Genomic DNA, 14,525 nt, shown 5'->3' on the forward strand with positions numbered 1-14,525 from the left:
CCGTGCCCCGCCTCACCGCCCCGCTCCCTTAGTCGCGCCGGACGCCTTGGCGCCGCCGGTGTAGACGGTGCCGACCGGTGGCAGCGGCAGCGGCAGGGTTCTGGTGCCGGGGGCGGCCGGTACCAGTGCGGTGGTGTCCGACGCCGGGTCGACACTGCCGCCCATGCTGAGTTCGTTGATGTCGGCGCGGCCGTCGAGGGTGCCGTGCCGCGGGTCGTACGCGTTCAGCACGTTGTCGGCGGCCAGCGGCGCGGTGTCGAGGAGTTCGGCCAGGGAGGCGCGCTGGTCGACCAGGGTCTGGGTGATCGGGGCGAGCTTGGCGACGCTGGTGCTCAGCCGGCTCCGGTTGTCCTTGATGAAGGTCTTGACCTGGCCGAGCGCGGTGGAGAGCTGGTGCAGGGCGCCGCCGAGGTCCTCCTTGTCCTGGGCGAGGAAGCCGGTGACGGTGGAGAGTTGGGTGGCGGCCGCGCGGACCTTGCCGTCGTTGTTCTTCAGCATGGTGGTGAAGGACTGGAGGTAGGAGAGGGTGGCGAACAGGTCGCCGCTGTGGCTGTCGAGGGTCTTCGCGGCCTGGCCGAGCTGGGCGATGCTGCTGCCGATCGCCCTGCCGTTGCCGTCGAGGTTGCGGGCGCCGGTGTCCAGCAGGTCCGACAGCGCGCCGGTGGCGTTGGCCCCGCCGGGGCCGAGGGCCTTGCTGAGGGCGGTGACGCTGGCGTAGAGCTGGTCGATCTCGACCGGGGTGGCGGTGCGCGCCGCCGGGATGACGGCGTGGTCGGCCAGCCGCGGACCGCCGGTGTACGCGGGGGTGAGCTGGACGTAGCGGTCGGCCACCACGCTGGGGGCCACCACCACGGCGCCCGCGTCCGCGGGCACCTTGACCCCGTGGTCGAGGCTGAGTTCCACCTTCACCCGGGTGCCCTGCGGCGTCACCGAGTCGACGGTGCCGACCTTGACGCCGAGCACCCGCAGGTCGGAGCCCGCGTAGACACCGACGGCGTGGTCGAAGTACGCGGTGACGTGGGTGCCGCCGGGGCCGCCGAAGAGCAGCACTCCCCCGGCGACGGCGGCGCCGACGACGACCGCCAGCGCGGTGCCGAGCGCGGCGAGCCGCCGCCACCGCGACGGTGACGCCCTCATGACTGGCCTCCTGTGGCCTTGGGCGGCATGCACCCGGTCTTCGGCGGGGTGCCCGCGGGCAGGTAGTCCTTGGGCACCAGCCCGCACAGATAGCTGTCGAACCAGCGACCGTTCCCCAGGGCGTTGCCGACCAGCCGGTAGTACGGGCCCGCCAGGGCGAGCGCCCGGTCGAGACTGGACTGGTTGGTGAGCAGCACCCCGGTGACCCGGTCGAGCGCGTCCAGGGTGGGCGCGAGCTGCCGGTCGTTGTCGGCGACCAGGCCGTTCAGCTGGGTGCCGAGGTTCTGGGTGCCGGTGAGCAGGGTGTGGATGGCGTCGCGCCGCTTCTGGATCTCGCCGAGCAGCAGGTCGCCGTCGGACAGCAGGGTCTGGAAGCGGGTGTTCTGGTCGGCGAGCGTCTTGGTGAGCTGCTTGCTTCCGCTGAGCAGGTCGGCGAGTTGGGCGTCCCGGCTGGAGATGGTCCGCGACAGCGACGACAGGCCGTCGGCGGCGCTGCGCACCGATGCCGGGGTGTTCCTGAAGGTGTCGGAGATGGTGCGGAAGCTCGCCGCGAGCTGCCGGGTGTCGATCGCGCCGAGGGTGTTGCCGAGCCCGTCGAGTGCCTGCGTGACGTCGTACGGCGAGGTGGTGCGGCTCCTGGGGATGCGCTGTCCGGGGTCCTGGGCGCGGTTGCCGAGCGGGTCGACGGCCAGGTACTTCTCGCCGAGCAGCGTCTTGATGCCGATGGCGGCGGTGCTCGCGTCGCCGATCCAGGTGTGACGTACCCGGAAGGCCACCTTGACCTGGTCGCCGTCCAGCGAGACTGCGGTCACCTTGCCGACCTTGACGCCCGCGACCCGCACCTCGTTGCCCGGCTTGAGCCCGGCGGCCTCGGTGAAGGCGGCGCTGTACGTGGTGCCGCCGCCGATCAGCGGCAGCGCCTGGGCGTTGTACGCGACCAGGCCGGTCAGCGCGAGCACCAGCAGGCCGACGGCGCCGACGACGACGGGGTTGCGCTCGCGCATCGGGCGGAAGAGGGGGCGGCCGCGGCGGGCCGGGTTCCGCAGCCGGATCCGGGGACGGAGGCGTATGCGCGGACGGAGGCGGGGGCGGTTCATGACCGGCACCTCGATTCGGTGATCGCTATGCCGGTGGGCGGCCTGCTGCCGTCGGCCGTGGTCACCCCGGTCACCTTCGCCTCGCACAGGTAGAGGTTGAGCCAGGAGCCGTAGGAGGCGAGGCGGCCGATGGTCTGGAACTTCTGCGGCGTCTTCCGCAGGAAGTCCTGGAGTTGCGGGGTGCTGTCGGCCAGATTGGTGGAGAGCCTGCCGAGTTGGGCGATGGAGTCCTTGAGCGGCTCCCGTCCGTCCTGCAGCAGCCCCGCCGTACTGGTGGTGAGCTGCGAGAGGGCGCTGATGGACTGGCCGATGGGCTCCCGGTCGGAGGAGAAGCCGGTGACCAGTTCCTGGAGGGTGGCCACCAGGTCGTTGAAGCCCGTCTCACGGGTGTTGACGGTGGTCAGCACCGCGTTGAGGTTGTCGATGACCTGGCCGATCACCTTGTCCTTGGCGGCCAGGGTGGTGGTGAGCGAACCGACGTTGCTCAGCAGCGAGTCCACGGTGCCGCCCTCGCCCTGGAGCACCTGGATGATCTCGCCCGCGAGCTGGTTGACGTCCCCCGGCGACAGGCCCTGGAAGAGCGGCTGGAAGCCGTTGAACAGCTCGGTGAGGTCGAGCGCGGGGGTGGTGCGGGAGAGCGGGATGGTCGCGCCGGGGGCCAGCGTCTGTCCGACCGGCCCCGTGCCCTGCTGGAGGTCGATGTACCGCTGGCCGACCATGTTGAGGTACTTGATGGTGGCCGTCGCGGATGCGGGCAGTCTGCGGTCGCGCTGGACGGAGAAGTGCACCTGGGCGATCCGCCGGTCGACCACCTTGATCGAGTCGACCTGGCCGACCTTGACCCCGGCGATCCGGACGCTGTCGCCGGAGGCCAGCCCGGTGGTGTCGGTGAACCGGGCGTTGTAGCCGGTGGTGTCGCCGACTCCGGCGCCCGCGATGCTGACCGCGAGCACCGCGGTGGCGAGCGCCGTGACCAGGATGAAGATCAGCGACTTGACGACCGGTCCGACGAGGCTGCGGCGCTTCACTTCACGGTCACCTCCGCCCCGCGGTAGACCGGCCCGGTCAGCAGGCTGCTCCAGTCCGGCAGCGTCCCGGGGTCGGTGTTCATGCCGGGCGCCAGCAGTTCGTTGACAAGCTCGTTCTCCTGCGGGGAGTTGGCCAGCGGCGCGGTCCCCCGGCCGGTGTACGGGACCGGGTAGCACTGCGGGCCGCCGCTCGCGCCGTACACCGGGGTGTCCTTGCCCGGCAGGTACCTGCCGCGGGACGGGACGCTGGTCACGTCGACGTGCAGCCCGGGCTCCCCCGTGCCCTTGCCGAGCGCCTTGTCCATGACGGGGACGAAGGCGGCCAGGGTGCGCAGGGTGCACGGGAAGGACGGGGCGTATTTCGCGAGCAGCCCGAGGGTGCCGCGGCTGTCGGCCGACAGCCGGATGATGTTGTCCTTGTTCTGCCGCAGGTAGGTGGTCAGGTCCTGGGCGGTGGTGGTCGCGCTGCCGTACAGGGTGGACAGATTGGCCTGCTGCTCAGCGATGGTGCCGCTGGTCCGGGTGAAGTCGGTGAGGGCCTGCACGATGCCGGGCGCCGCGGTGTCGTAGATCCGGCTGACGGTCACGAGCTGCTTGATGTCGTCGTTGAGCACCGGCAGTTGGGGGTTGAGTTTGGTCAGGTAGCGGTCGAGCTGGACCAGGGTGGTGCCGAGCTGGGTGCCGCGGCCCTGGAGGGCGGTGGCGACCGCGTTGAGGGTGGCGGCGAGCTTCTGCGGCTGCACGGCGGTCAGCAGCGGCAGCACGTTGTCCAGGACCTGCTGGAGTTCCACGGCGTCGCTGGAGCGGTCCTGCGGGATGGTGCTGTGCGCGGCGAGCGTCGGGCCGCCGGCGGGGGTGCCCGCCGGCGGGACGAGGGCCACGAAGCGCTCGCCGAACAGGGTGGTGGGGAGCATCTGCGCGGTGACCCCGGCGGGGATGCGCTTCAGCTGGCCCGGGTCGAGGGCGAGGGTGAGCCGGGCGCCGTCGCCGTCGGCGCTGATCGACGCCACCCGGCCGACGACGACGCCGCGCAGCTTCACGTCCGCGCCCGGGTGCATCTCGTTGCCGACGCTGCCGGTCTCCACGCGCACGGTCGCGGAGTCGGTGAACGTCTTGTCGTAGACGGCGACCGCCAGCCAGGCCAGCAGCGCGGGCACCAGCAGGAAGACGATCCCGGCGGTCCTGCGGCGGGCGGTGGCGGCGCGCTCGTGACGGTGCGGCGCGAGCGGCGCGGCGGTGCCGGTGCGGGCGTCGGTACTGGTCATCCCGCCACCCGTACGGTCGTGGTGGCGCCCCAGATCGCCAGGCTGAGGAAGAAGTCGGTGATGCTGATGATCACGATGGCGTTGCGCACCGAGCGGCCGACGGCGATGCCGACGCCTGCCGGGCCGCCCTTGGCGGTGAAGCCGTAGTAGCAGTGCGCGAGGATCACGATGACGCTGAAGATCAGCACCTTGAGCGTGGACAGCAGCACGTCCTGCGGTGACAGGAACAGGTTGAAGTAGTGGTCGTAGGTGCCGGGCGACTGGCCGTTGACGAGCACGGTGACCAGCCGGGACGCCACGTAGCTGCTGAGCAGCCCGATGCCGTAGAGCGGCACGATCGCCACCACGCCGGCGATGATCCTGGTGGTGACGAGGTACGGCATGCTGCGTACGCCCATCCCCTCCAGCGCGTCGACCTCCTCGTTGATCCGCATCGCGCCGAGCTGGGCGGTGAACCCGGCGCCGACGGTGGCGGACAGGGCGAGTCCGGCGACCAGCGGGGCGATCTCGCGGGTGTTGAAGTAGGCGGAGATGAAGCCGGTGAAGGCGGCGGTGCCGAGCTGGTTCATCGCCGCGTAGCCCTGGAGGCCGACGACGGTGCCGGTGGCGAGGGTCATGCCGATCATCACGCCGACGGTGCCGCCGATGACGCCGAGGCCGCCGCTGCCGAACACCACTTCGGCGAGCAGGCGTTGCACCTCCTTGAGGTAGCGGCGCAGGGTGCGCGGGATCCACAGCACGGCGGTGACGTGGAAGATGAAGTGGTCGCCGGTCTCGTCGAGCCAGCGCAGCCAGCGGGCCGGCCGCCACCGGCGCTCCTCGCGCGGCGGGGGCGGTTCCGAGGCAGGGGCGTCCTTGTCGAGGAGTGCCATCGCTCAGGCTCCCTTCTGCGGGACGAGCTGCAGGTAGATCGCGGTGAGCACCACGTTGACGAAGAACAGCAGCAGGAAGGTGATGACCACCGACTGGTTCACCGCGTCGCCGACGCCCTTGGGGCCGCCCTTGGGGTGCAGTCCGCGGTAGGCGGCGACGATGCCCGCGATGAAGCCGAAGACCAGGGCCTTGAACTCGCTGATGTAGAGGTCGGGGAGCTGCGCGAGGGCCGAGAAGCTGGACAGGTACGCGCCGGGCGTGCCGTGCTGGATGATCACGTTGAAGAAGTAGCCGCCGGCGGTGCCGACCACCGAGACCAGGCCGTTGAGGAAGACCGCGACGAGCATGGTGGCCAGCACCCGCGGCACGATCAGCCGCTGCACCGGCGAGACGCCCATCACCTCCATCGCGTCCAGCTCCTCGCGGATCTTGCGGGAGCCGAGGTCGGCGCAGATGGCGCTGCCGCCGGCGCCCGCGATGAGCAGCGCCACGATCAGCGGGCTCGCCTGCTGGATGACGGCCAGCACACTGGCCCCGCCGGTGAACGACTGGGCGCCCAACTGCTGGGCGAGTGAGCCCACTTGCAGGGCGATGACGGCGCCGAACGGGATGGACACCAGCGCCGCGGGCAGGATCGTCACACTCGCCACGAACCAGAACTGCTCGACGAGTTCGCGCATCTGGAACGGCCCCCGGAAGGTGTCACGGACGGTCGTGGCGGCGAGCGTCATCAGCTGGCCGGTCTCGCGCAGCGCCCCGGTGCCGGGGATCGTACGGCGCGGCGCGGGGGCGCGGACGGGCGCGGTCATGCGGGCTCCCCCTGCACCGGGGCGAGCCCGGACTGTACGGCTTCCCGTGCGGCGGCGGGCAGTTGGTCCCACATGGCCAGCACCCGCGCCCTGCGCCGCTGTACGGCCTGCCGCGGTGGCAGCCCCGGGGTGGGTTCGAGCTGCGGCGCCACCCGGCGCGGCGCGGGCCGCGTGTCGGCGCCGCTGAGCTGCTCGCGGGCGAGGGTCGCCTCGTCCTTCTCCTCGGACATCCCGATCGGCCCGGCCCGCCGCCCGCTGAGGAACTGCCGTACGACCGGCTCGTCGCTGGTCAGCAGCAGCTCGCGGGGGCCGAAGGCGACCAGCTCGCGCCGGAAGAGCATGCCCATGTTGTCGGGCACGGTCGCGGCGATGTCGAGGTTGTGGGTGACGATCAGCATGGTGGCGTCGATCTGCGCGTTGAGGTCGATCAGCAGTTGCGAGAGGTACGAGGTGCGGACCGGGTCGAGGCCGGAGTCCGGTTCGTCGCACAGGATGATCTGCGGGTCGAGGACGAGGGCGCGGGCCAGCCCGGCGCGCTTGCGCATGCCGCCGGAGATCTCGCCGGGCAGCTTCCCCTCGGCGCCGAGCAGGCCGACCATGTCCATCCGCTCCATGACGATGCGGCGGATCTCCGACTCCTTCTTGCGGGTGTGCTCGCGCAAGGGGAAGGCGATGTTGTCGAAGAGGTTCATCGAGCCGAACAGGGCACCGTCCTGGAACATCAGGCCGAAGAGCTTGCGGGCCTCGTAGATGTCGCGCTCGGGGCTGTTGACCATGTCGACGCCACCGACGAGCACCCGGCCGCGTTCCGGTTTGAGCAGGCCGATCACGGACTTCAGGAAGACGGTCTTGCCGGTTCCTGACGGGCCGAGCATCACGCTGACCTCACCGGGCGGCAGCGTGAGCGTCACGTCCTGCCAGACGGTCTGCCTGCCGAAGGACTTCGTCAGGCCCTCGACGATCACTTCGATTCCCATTGCACCTCCCGGAGGCGGGGACGGACGGCGGTCAGTGGTGCGGCGGTTCCGGAAAGGCGATCTCGGGATCGCATCCGGACTGCGCGACGGGGACGCACAGCGGACCCTGGATGAGGTTGAGCGAGTTGCCGTGGCCGGATACCGACGAGGTGAACAGGGCGTCGAGGTCCTCGCCGTGGGAGGCGCAGCCGGTGAAGGCGGGGATGAACAGCTCGTCCTGGGCCAGCGGGCCGCCGGTCTGCACGCTGTAGTCCTGCGGCCTGGTGGGCACCCCGGTCAGCGAACTGCGGTCGTAGCCGACGAGCTTGAGGTCCAGCGGCCGCACGGTGTGGCAGTCCGGGCCGACGTCCAGCGGCACCCCGTTGACCTTGACGTCGTAGAGCCGCAGGTCGAGTTGGCCGTAGATGGTGCTGGTGCTGATGGTGCCGAGCGTTCCGGCGCCGACGGTGACGACGGTCATCAGACCGCGCGGCACCATCGACATCTTGGCGGTTGTCGGCACGAACCCGTAGGTGAGGAAGGTGGAGTCGGCGGGCGGCAGGCTCAGTTTGGCGATGGAGTCCAGTTCGAAATACCACTGGGTGGGGTCGTCGGAGGAGAAGTCGGAGGCGATGGACTTCTGGACGACATTCACCAGCTGCGGGTGCTGCCGTAAATCGTTGACGACCGCCGCGCCGCGCAGTTTCCCGACATTGGCGTATCCGGTGACGAATCCGCACTGGGAGTACGGCGGGAAGGGCGGGTCGCCGGGGCCGGGGGTGACGACCGCGCCGGGCGGGCGGTGCTGCTGGGCGATGATCGCCGGGTCGGGACTGCCGGACGGCGGCGCCGGGCAGTCGTGCAGTCCCGAGTGCGGCGGCGGGGTCACATGGATGGTGCCGCTGTGGCCGCTCGTGGCCGGGTCGGTGGCGCCGCCGCCCACCGGGCGGGGGTCGCTGTTCCCGGCGGTGCCGGTAGCCGGGCCGCCGGGCGCGCGCGAAGGGGTGGTGGCCCCGCGCGAGGTGCTCGTGACGGGCACGGTGCCGAGCAGGGTCGGCGTGCCGTCCTTCGGTACGCAGGTGCCGGTGAGGTCGGCGAGCGCGGTCCTGGGGGCGATGGTGACCTGCGGGGCGCCGCCGGCCGCGGGGGTGCCGGTGGTGTCCGCGGTGGTGGTGGGCGCCGTGCCGGGTGTGCCCGGGGGCGTGCCGCCGGGCGGCGGGGTCGCCTGGCCGGTCCGCGGGTGCAGGGTCAGGCTCAACCGCCCTGCGGTGAACCGCACCTGACCTGCGGCGGTGACCGTCAGCGGCGGCACCGTACCGCCGAAGGTGAGGACCAGGTCGCCGTCGCCGGCTGGCGCCTCGGGGGCGGTCAGTCCCGGCCACTCGGCGGCCGCCTTCGACGTGCCCTCGGTGACGGCCGCGGTGAGTGCCGCGGTCCCGCTGACCGCGGCGGTGCCCGCGGGCAGCAGCGCGGCGACCGCCTCCTTGGGCACGGTCACGGCGGCGGTGAGCGGGCCCGGCTGGATGTCCTTGCCGACCACACCGCTCGACGGGAAGTCCTGGGTGAGGGCGACGTCGACCTCCTGCGTGCCGGAGGTGCCGGACGGGCCCGACGTACTTGGCGTACCCGACGTACCCGACGTGCTGGACGCACCCGACGGAAACGCGCACGCGTAGCCGACGTGCACCGTGCCGTCGGGACCGCTGGCCACCGAGTCGGTGCCGGGCAGCAGCCCCGCCACGAGCGCGGCCGTCGCGACGGCGGCGAACCGCACCGTACGGCGCGTGCTCACGGCACCCCTCATCGTGGACACTCCTCAGGCAGGCGTCGGCGACGCAGGACATTACGGTCGGGTAATAAGGCCGGACAAGTGAGCGAACCGACCGGAATCACGGAGCCCTCGCGCGGCACCGTTTCTTGTCACCGGACGACAAATGCCAGCCGGAATTTTGTCGTCCGTTGCGTGGTCGCCGATCCGGCGGGGGCCCCGGCGGCGGCCGGCCGCCGGGGCCCTCAGAGGTGTGCTCCGGCCGTGCGCCGCGCGGCACCCGCGCGGCGGAACGGCTCCGGGTCAGCTGGCGTTGATGGCCAGCGTCGACGGGGTGACGACGTAGTTGGCCTTGTAGGTGACCGAGTCGCCGTTGTTGATCAGGCCGAGGCAGAGCCCGGAGACGCCGGACACCGTGAGGGTGCCGTTGTCGATGACCAGGGTGTGGGTGGAGTTGGAGTAGTGGCCGGTCACGGAGCCCGTGATCGTCGCGGTGCACAGACCCGACAGCTTGGCCACCACACCGGTCAGCGAGCCGGGCGTGTTGCCGCTCGCGTCCGTGACGTTGGTGATGTTGACGTTCCACGGCAGGGAGTTGGACGTGACCGAGAACGTGATGCTGTTCAACTTGCAGGTGTTCCAGGTGGCCGCGGTGATGGTGCCCACCTTCACGGGGGCGGGCCCCGCGTGCGTGCCGTTCGGAATGCTGGCCGACGCGGCGGCCGAGGTGCAGGTGAGCTTGGTGCCCGTGGTGTTGTCGGTCAGGGTGGGGGCGCTCGCGGTCGCCGTGACGGCTCCCGTGGAGCTTCTTCCACTGACCACCACCGACGAGACCGCGGCGGACGCCGGACTCGCGGCGAGGCCGATCGCGGCGATGAACGCGGCGCCCGTCACCGCGGTGCCCGCCGCCGTCCTGGAGAACTTGCGCATTGGTTGATCCTTCCTGGGAGATTGAGTACCGATACCTTCAGAGAACCCAGTCCGCGCTCTGTGCAGGCGGGAATTCGGTTACGACTCACTACCTGGATGCGGTACCGATTGCGCTCGGTTGCCCTTGCGGTGAGGGACGTTACGCACGGGTAACCCGGGGGCGCAATAATCCCGGCCAAGATTCTCCGCCGGACCTTACTCCCGGGTATTTTTCTGTCACGGAACCCACATCGGACCAGGCGTTTTTATAAAGGAGTGAGCAGTACGGGCGATCATGGCGACGGAACGGAACCAGCCACGGAAGATCGCCGGCATGGTCGTTCCGCGGCCAACCGCCAGGCGGGCGAGAACGTTTCCGTGTCCGAGGTGCTGCGCTCTGTGCACGGGTGGTCTATGTTTCAGCGAGCCACGATCAACGGGCGGGGAAGGGTGGGGACGGGGATGACGGTAACGCGACAGACACCGGAGCAGGCGGAACCGCTCGGTCCGATTCCCCGGGAGTTCGCGGCCATCATGCGTCCCGAACTCCCGAGTCTTTTAAAAGAGATGGCCACGGAAATCGTCACGACGATCCCGGAATACGGCCATCTCATGGAGGGACCCAACGCGCGGGTGGTCAGGATAGGGATCGAGCAGGCCATCGCCACATTCGTGGACCGGGTCGCCGCGCCCACCGCGACCACCGCCTTACGCGACGACCTGTGCCGCCAGTTCGGCCGGTTCGAGGCGTACGAGGGCCGGAGCCTGGACAATCTGCAGGCGGCCTACCGCGTCGGCTGCCAGGTCGCACTGCGCCGGGTGCGCAGCGTCGGCCGCCGCTACAACCTCTCCGCGTCCTTCATGCTCACCTTCGCCGACGCGCTCTTCGCGTACATGGGCGATCTGGCCGAACTCTCCCGCGAGGGCTATGTCCAGGCGATGGCGGAGCTGGGCGAGGAACCCGACAACCGGCGGCGCCGGCTGCTGCGCCGGATCCTCAACGGCGCCTCGGTGGCCCGCAGCGCGCTGGCCGAACTCGCCGAGCACTCCGCGTGGCCGCTGCCCGAGGAGGTGACGCTGGTGGCGATCGCCGCCGACACCCGCCCGGCCAAGTCGGCGCTGGACCGGGACATCCTGCTGGACTTCGCCGACCCCGAACCGCATCTGCTGGTGCCGGGGCCGCTCACCCCGGAGCGCCGGGCCGCGCTGGACACCGCACTGCACGGCTGCCGGGCGGCCGTCGGGCTGACCACCTCGCTGAGCGAGGCCGCGGACTCGCTGCGCTGGGCGCGGCACACCCTGGCGCTCGCCGACGCCGGGATCATCGACGACCGGCCGGTGGCGCTGAGCGAGGACCATCTGCTGCCGCTGTGGCTGCTGGGCGACCCGGCGCTGATCGGGCAGATCGCCAAGAGGTACCTCGGACCGCTGGTCGGGCTGACCGCCACCCAGCGGGCCCGGCTGATCGAGACCCTGCGGATCTGGCTGACCACCCGCGGCACGGCCGCGCAGGTCGCCGAGCAGCTCGGGGTGCACCCGCAGACGGTCCGCTACCGGATCCGGATCCTCGACCGCGCCTTCGGCGACCAACTCGCGCACCCCGACGAGCGGTTCGCCACCGAGATCGCGCTGCGGGCGCTGCATCTGCGGGAGTCGCACGGCTGACGCGCAACCTGGGGATGCCGGACACGGGCCAGCAAGATGGCGATCGGATTTCGCAAAACTTGGATGACTTGCAGAGATCCCGCAAATAGCCCGCAAGAAACTTGCGCCACCTGTACTAGAATCGACGGCATGACACGACGACTTGCCGAGGTGGCAAAGAAGGTCGGGGTGAGCGAGGCCACCGTCAGCCGTGTGCTGAACGGGAAACCCGGCGTCTCCGACGCGACCCGGGCCGCGGTCCTCACCGCCCTTGACGTGCTCGGATACGAACGGCCCACCCAGCTCCGCGGGGAACGCGCCCGGCTGGTCGGCATGGTCATGCCCGAGCTGCAGAACCCGATCTTCCCTGCCTTCGCCGAGGTGGTCGGCGGAGCGCTCGCCCAGCAGGGCTTCACGCCGGTGCTGTGCACCCAGACCGCGGGCGGCGTCTCGGAGGCGGACTACGTGGAGCTGCTGCTCAGCCAGCACGTCTCCGGGGTGGTCTTCTTCGGCGGGCTCTACGCCCAGGCCGAGTCCCCGCACGACCACTACGCGCGGCTGGCGGAGCGCAACCTGCCGACCGTGCTGATGAACGCGGCCATCGACCATCTCGACTTCCCACGGGTCAGCTGCGACGACGCGGTGGCGGTCGAACAGGCCATGAACCACCTCATTTCGCTCGGCCACCAGCGGATCGCGCTGGTGCTGGGACCGCCGGATCACGTGCCGTCCCGACGCAAACTCGCGGCAGCCCGACGCGTGGATCCGACGGTCACCGTGGAGCACGCGCTGTTCACGCTGGAGGGCGGCCAGGCGGCGGCCAGCAGGCTGCTGTCCCGCGGCATCACCGCCTTCATCTGCGCCAGCGACCTGCTCGCCCTGGGCACCATCAGGGCCGCCCGCAGGCGGCGGCTGTCCGTACCGGAAGATGTGTCGGTAATCGGTTACGACGACTCGTCGCTGATGAACTGCACCGAGCCGCCGCTCACCACCGTCCGGCAGCCGATCGAGGCGATGGGCCGGGCCGCGGTCGACCTGCTCGCCGGGGAGATCAGCGGTGCGGCGGTCGACCACGACGAGCTGTTCTTCGAGCCCGAGCTGGTAGTACGCGGTTCCACCGGACCGGCCCCGCATGCCGCCCGTATCCCGCATCCGGAGGCGCGCACCAACGTCTGACCGGCGCCCGGACCACGTCCGGGCAGCCACAGCGGCCCCACACGACGCCGGGGCGGGGACTTCTCCCCGCCCCGGCGTCGTCACGCCCGGCCCCCCGCAGGCCCCCTGACGGCCCGTCGGCGCCCCCGGGAGGGCCTTCGCGCGCCTCCGCCACCCCACCCGCCGCACATCCGCTTCCGCTTCCGCGGCGTGCCGACGTCGTAACCGAGTCGTGTCTTTGCGAAATTCGCGCGACATCTTGCGGACATCTATCGGGTTAAGTACGTTGAGCCAACCCGAAACGGCGGCGTGCACCTGCGCCGAGCATCATGTGCATCATGTGCCGCGGGGGTCCCAAGTGCAGTCCGACGACGCGCAGTGGTTCAGGGGAAGGGTTTGATCATGAGCAGAATCCGCTACCGCAGACTGGTGGCAGTTGCGCTGGTCGCAGGCATCGGTTTGACCGGAGCCGCGTGTTCCAGCAGCAAGGACAAGAGCGACACCGGCAGCAAGCCGAGCGCCGGCGCCGGCACCCCCTTGGACCCGAAGACCAAGGTGACGATCAGCGTCGACTGCGAGCCGCCGACCACGAAGAAGGCCGAGCGTCAGCAGTGGATCGACGACGTCGCCGAGTTCAACAAGACGTACCCGAACGTCACGGTGAACAGCAAGGACGCCTTCCCCTGTGAGGACCCGGCCAAGTTCACGGCCATGCTCCAGGGCGGCAGCCAGACCGACGCGTTCTACACCTACATGACCGACCTCCAGCAGGTGCTGGACGCCGGACAGGCCGCGGACATATCGGCGTACGTCAACGACAAGACCATCCCGAACCTCAAGGACATCGACCCGGGCGTGCTCTCCGTCCTCAAGGACGGCGGCAAGCTCTACGGCCTGCCGACGTCGAACTACCAGATGGGTCTGATCTACAACCGCAAGATCTTCACCGACGCCGGTCTCGACCCCAACAAGCCGCCGACCAGCTGGGACGAGGTCCGGCAGGACGCCAAGGTCATCCAGGACAAGCTGGGCAGCAAGGGCATCAACGGCTACATGGACAACAGCGCCGGCAACCAGGGCGGCTGGCACCTGGTGTCGGAGATGTACGGCGTCGGCAGCAAGGCCGTGGACGACAGCGGCCAGAAGGCCGCCTTCAACGACGACGGCACCAAGGGCATCCTGACCACGCTGCACGACATGCGCTGGACCGACAAGAGCATGCCCGCCACGCCCGGTCTGCAGTGGGGTGACGTGCAGAAGGCGATGGGCACCGGCAAGATCGGCATGTACGTGGGCGCGCCCGACGACATCCCGCTGGTCGTGCAGCAGTACAAGGCGAAGTTCGAGGACATCGGCATGGCGCCGATCCCCGGCGGCAAGACCGCGCTGTTCGGCGGCGCCGACTACATGTTCAAGAAGTCGGCCACGCCCGACCAGATCAAGGCCGGCATCGCCTGGGTCAACTTCAAGTTCCTGACCCTGGAGAAGGGCCAGTTCAACTACCCGCGCAACAAGACCGACGGTCTGCCCGTCGGCCTGCCGCAGCCGTTCTTCTTCACCGGCGCCTCCAAGGCCAAGGACACCGCGACCAAGACGGCCAACGCCACCGTGCCGATCGACAACTTCAAGACGTACGTGGACGCGCAGGTCCCGGTGAAGCCCGAGCCGCCGAACGCGCAGAAGATCTACACCGTGCTCGACTCGGTGATGTCCGGTGTGCTGACCAACAAGGGCGCCGACGTCTCCAAGCTGCTCTCCACCGCCGAGACGCAGGTCAACCAGCTGCTGGCGGCCAGCCAGTAACAGCGCGGCCCGCGGGGGCCGGTCCCGACCGGCCCCCGCCACGGCGGCAGACCTCCGGTACCACGATCAGCCGAGGAGCAC

At 70.3% G+C, this 14,525-nt stretch carries 12 protein-coding genes; 3 read left to right on the forward strand and 9 right to left on the reverse strand.

The window, feature by feature from the left end; all coding sequences use genetic code 11:
• Nucleotides 1-12: 12 nt before the first annotated feature.
• From AB0M29_RS26040 to AB0M29_RS26080, 9 genes are all read right to left on the reverse strand, one after another.
• Nucleotides 13-1,137, reverse strand: coding sequence for an MCE family protein (locus AB0M29_RS26040; protein WP_365386629.1), 1,125 nt, complete (start codon nt 1,135-1,137; stop codon nt 13-15).
• Entirely contained in the window at nt 1,134-2,141 is a 1,008-nt protein-coding gene (locus AB0M29_RS26045) for an MCE family protein (RefSeq protein WP_365386760.1), read from the reverse strand. Before AB0M29_RS26045 ends, AB0M29_RS26040 begins: the two co-directional genes overlap by 4 nt.
• 89 nt (nt 2,142-2,230) lie before the next feature.
• Nucleotides 2,231-3,262, reverse strand: a complete 1,032-nt coding sequence (locus AB0M29_RS26050; protein WP_365386631.1) for an MCE family protein — start codon at nt 3,260-3,262, stop codon at nt 2,231-2,233.
• A complete protein-coding gene (locus tag AB0M29_RS26055; RefSeq protein WP_365386634.1) occupies nt 3,259-4,527 on the reverse strand; it encodes an MCE family protein in 1,269 nt (422 codons plus the stop codon). The genes AB0M29_RS26050 and AB0M29_RS26055 overlap by 4 nt, the downstream gene beginning before the upstream one ends.
• Nucleotides 4,524-5,399, reverse strand: a complete 876-nt coding sequence (locus tag AB0M29_RS26060) for an ABC transporter permease (RefSeq protein WP_365386637.1) — start codon at nt 5,397-5,399, stop codon at nt 4,524-4,526. The genes AB0M29_RS26055 and AB0M29_RS26060 overlap by 4 nt, the downstream gene beginning before the upstream one ends.
• A gap of 3 nt (nt 5,400-5,402) precedes the next feature.
• Nucleotides 5,403-6,209: an ABC transporter permease gene (locus tag AB0M29_RS26065; RefSeq protein ID WP_365386639.1), complete on the reverse strand. Its 807-nt coding sequence runs from the start codon at nt 6,207-6,209 to the stop codon at nt 5,403-5,405.
• Nucleotides 6,206-7,186, reverse strand: coding sequence for an ATP-binding cassette domain-containing protein (locus AB0M29_RS26070; protein WP_365386641.1), 981 nt, complete (start codon nt 7,184-7,186; stop codon nt 6,206-6,208). The genes AB0M29_RS26065 and AB0M29_RS26070 overlap by 4 nt, the downstream gene beginning before the upstream one ends.
• Nucleotides 7,187-7,217: 31 nt before the next feature.
• Nucleotides 7,218-8,969, reverse strand: a complete 1,752-nt coding sequence (locus AB0M29_RS26075) for a DUF6801 domain-containing protein (RefSeq protein WP_365386642.1) — start codon at nt 8,967-8,969, stop codon at nt 7,218-7,220.
• A 267-nt stretch (nt 8,970-9,236) separates the two neighbouring features.
• Entirely contained in the window at nt 9,237-9,863 is a 627-nt protein-coding gene (locus AB0M29_RS26080) for a hypothetical protein (RefSeq protein ID WP_365386644.1), read from the reverse strand.
• Nucleotides 9,864-10,304: 441 nt separating this feature from the next.
• Here AB0M29_RS26080 and AB0M29_RS26085 point away from each other — a divergent pair, with 441 nt between their 5' ends.
• The 3 genes from AB0M29_RS26085 to AB0M29_RS26095 all read left to right on the forward strand — a co-directional run bounded on the left by AB0M29_RS26085 (nt 10,305) and on the right by AB0M29_RS26095 (nt 14,444).
• Complete coding sequence (locus AB0M29_RS26085; protein WP_365386646.1) at nt 10,305-11,507, forward strand: helix-turn-helix domain-containing protein; 1,203 nt, start codon at nt 10,305-10,307, stop codon at nt 11,505-11,507.
• 129 nt (nt 11,508-11,636) lie between these two features.
• Nucleotides 11,637-12,662, forward strand: coding sequence for a LacI family DNA-binding transcriptional regulator (locus AB0M29_RS26090; RefSeq protein WP_365386648.1), 1,026 nt, complete (start codon nt 11,637-11,639; stop codon nt 12,660-12,662).
• 381 nt (nt 12,663-13,043) lie between these two features.
• Nucleotides 13,044-14,444 (forward strand): extracellular solute-binding protein, encoded by a 1,401-nt coding sequence (locus AB0M29_RS26095; protein WP_365386649.1) that lies wholly within the window; start codon nt 13,044-13,046, stop codon nt 14,442-14,444.
• Nucleotides 14,445-14,525 lie beyond the last annotated feature (81 nt).

Origin of the sequence: Streptomyces sp. NPDC051976 (assembly GCF_040680795.1) — a bacterium.
In the GTDB taxonomy this organism is placed as follows: domain Bacteria; phylum Actinomycetota; class Actinomycetes; order Streptomycetales; family Streptomycetaceae; genus Actinacidiphila.

Bases quoted from the DNA above. Each gene is read 5' to 3' on its own strand.
- AB0M29_RS26040 (WP_365386629.1), bottom strand. From the start codon at position 1,137: ATGAGGGCGTCACCGTCGCGGTGGCGGCGGCTCGCCGCGCTCGGCACC.
- AB0M29_RS26045 (WP_365386760.1), bottom strand. From the start codon at position 2,141: ATGCGCGAGCGCAACCCCGTCGTCGTCGGCGCCGTCGGCCTGCTGGTG.
- AB0M29_RS26055 (WP_365386634.1), bottom strand. From the start codon at position 4,527: ATGACCAGTACCGACGCCCGCACCGGCACCGCCGCGCCGCTCGCGCCG.
- AB0M29_RS26060 (WP_365386637.1), bottom strand. From the start codon at position 5,399: ATGGCACTCCTCGACAAGGACGCCCCTGCCTCGGAACCGCCCCCGCCG.
- AB0M29_RS26065 (WP_365386639.1), bottom strand. From the start codon at position 6,209: ATGACCGCGCCCGTCCGCGCCCCCGCGCCGCGCCGTACGATCCCCGGC.
- AB0M29_RS26070 (WP_365386641.1), bottom strand. From the start codon at position 7,186: ATGGGAATCGAAGTGATCGTCGAGGGCCTGACGAAGTCCTTCGGCAGG.
- AB0M29_RS26075 (WP_365386642.1), bottom strand. From the start codon at position 8,969: ATGAGGGGTGCCGTGAGCACGCGCCGTACGGTGCGGTTCGCCGCCGTC.
- AB0M29_RS26080 (WP_365386644.1), bottom strand. From the start codon at position 9,863: ATGCGCAAGTTCTCCAGGACGGCGGCGGGCACCGCGGTGACGGGCGCC.
- AB0M29_RS26085 (WP_365386646.1), top strand. From the start codon at position 10,305: ATGACGGTAACGCGACAGACACCGGAGCAGGCGGAACCGCTCGGTCCG.
- AB0M29_RS26090 (WP_365386648.1), top strand. From the start codon at position 11,637: ATGACACGACGACTTGCCGAGGTGGCAAAGAAGGTCGGGGTGAGCGAG.
- AB0M29_RS26095 (WP_365386649.1), top strand. From the start codon at position 13,044: ATGAGCAGAATCCGCTACCGCAGACTGGTGGCAGTTGCGCTGGTCGCA.